This window comes from Streptomyces sp. NPDC092370 (genome assembly GCF_044755265.1).
In the GTDB taxonomy this organism is placed as follows: Bacteria; Actinomycetota; Actinomycetes; order Streptomycetales; family Streptomycetaceae; genus Streptomyces.
The window spans coordinates 1-1121 of sequence record NZ_JBIVQO010000031.1 but is presented as its reverse complement, the minus strand read 5'-3'; the positions used below and the strand labels follow the sequence as shown (position 1 = coordinate 1121).

Below are 1121 nucleotides of genomic sequence, written 5' to 3'. Positions count from 1 at the left end.
TGTACTGACCCGTGAGGTTGGGGACGCGGCTGGCGGGTGGTTGGCCTTTCAGCGCGGTGTGTCCGCGGTGGTGATTGTAGGTGTGCAGCCACTGCGGGAACGCTTGCCTGCGCTCGGCTTCTGACCGGTAAGGGCGGGCGTAGGCCCACTCGTCCAGCAGGGTGCGGTTGAAGCGTTCGACCTTGCCGTTGGTCTGGGGCCGGTAGGGCCGGGTGCGCTTGTGGGTGATCCCGGTCCGGGTCAGCTCGTCGCGCCAGTCGCGTGAGCGGTAGCAGGAGCCGTTGTCGGTCAGCACCCGCTCGACGGTGATCCCGGCCCGGGCGAAGAAGGCGTGGGCCCGCTGCCAGAAGCCAGTGGCGGTCTCCTTCTTCTCGTCTGCGTGGATCTCGCTGTAGGCGAGGCGGGAGTGGTCGTCGACGGCGGTGTGCAGGTAGCTGTAGCCGAGGTTGGGGCGGCCGTGGCGGGTGCGGGGCCGGGTGGGATCGCGGTGTGCGGAGCTGTTGCGGCTGCCCTGGGCCCTGCCGTGGACCTTGTGACCGCCGCCGTCGGGGATGTTGCCCAGTTTCTTGATGTCGACGTGGATCAGCTCACCGGGACGGTCGCGTTCGTAGCGGCGCACGACGCGGCCGGTGGCCCGGTCCAGGTGGGACAGACGGGCCAGACGGTAGCGGGTCAGGACGCGGTGCACGGTCGAGGGCACCAGGCGCAGGAAGTGCGCGATGCGGGCCGGTCCCCACCGGCGCAGCAAGCGGACCTTGATGATCCGTCGCTCGGTGCGGGTGGGAGTACGGCCAGGGCTGTGGCGGGGCCGACTGGAGCGGTCGGCCAGGCCGGCTTCGCCCAGCTGCCGGTAGCGGCCGGCCCATCGCTGGGCCGTGGTGGGTGAGACCTGGAAGCGTTCGGCGGCCCGCCGAAGCGGCCAGCCGTCCTCGACCACGCAGCGGGCCAGGCGCAGGCGGCCGGTCTCGGTCAGGGGTGCATTACGGTGGGGCACGAGGGCCTTTCGTCGTTCGGTGGAGATGTCGCAATCCACACCGAACCCGGAAGGCCCTCACCTGTTCAAGATCCCTCAACCGAGACCTGGCTCACCTGTCCACAACCTCCCCGGGCAGAACAGCTAG

At 70.0% G+C, this 1121-nt stretch carries 1 protein-coding gene; it reads right to left on the bottom strand.

From position 1 onward, the window contains the following. Positions 1–994: IS481 family transposase (locus ACIQHQ_RS37395; RefSeq protein ID WP_402621306.1), on the bottom strand; the 994-nt coding region annotated here is incomplete at its 3' end. Positions 995–1121: the final 127 nt, after the last annotated feature.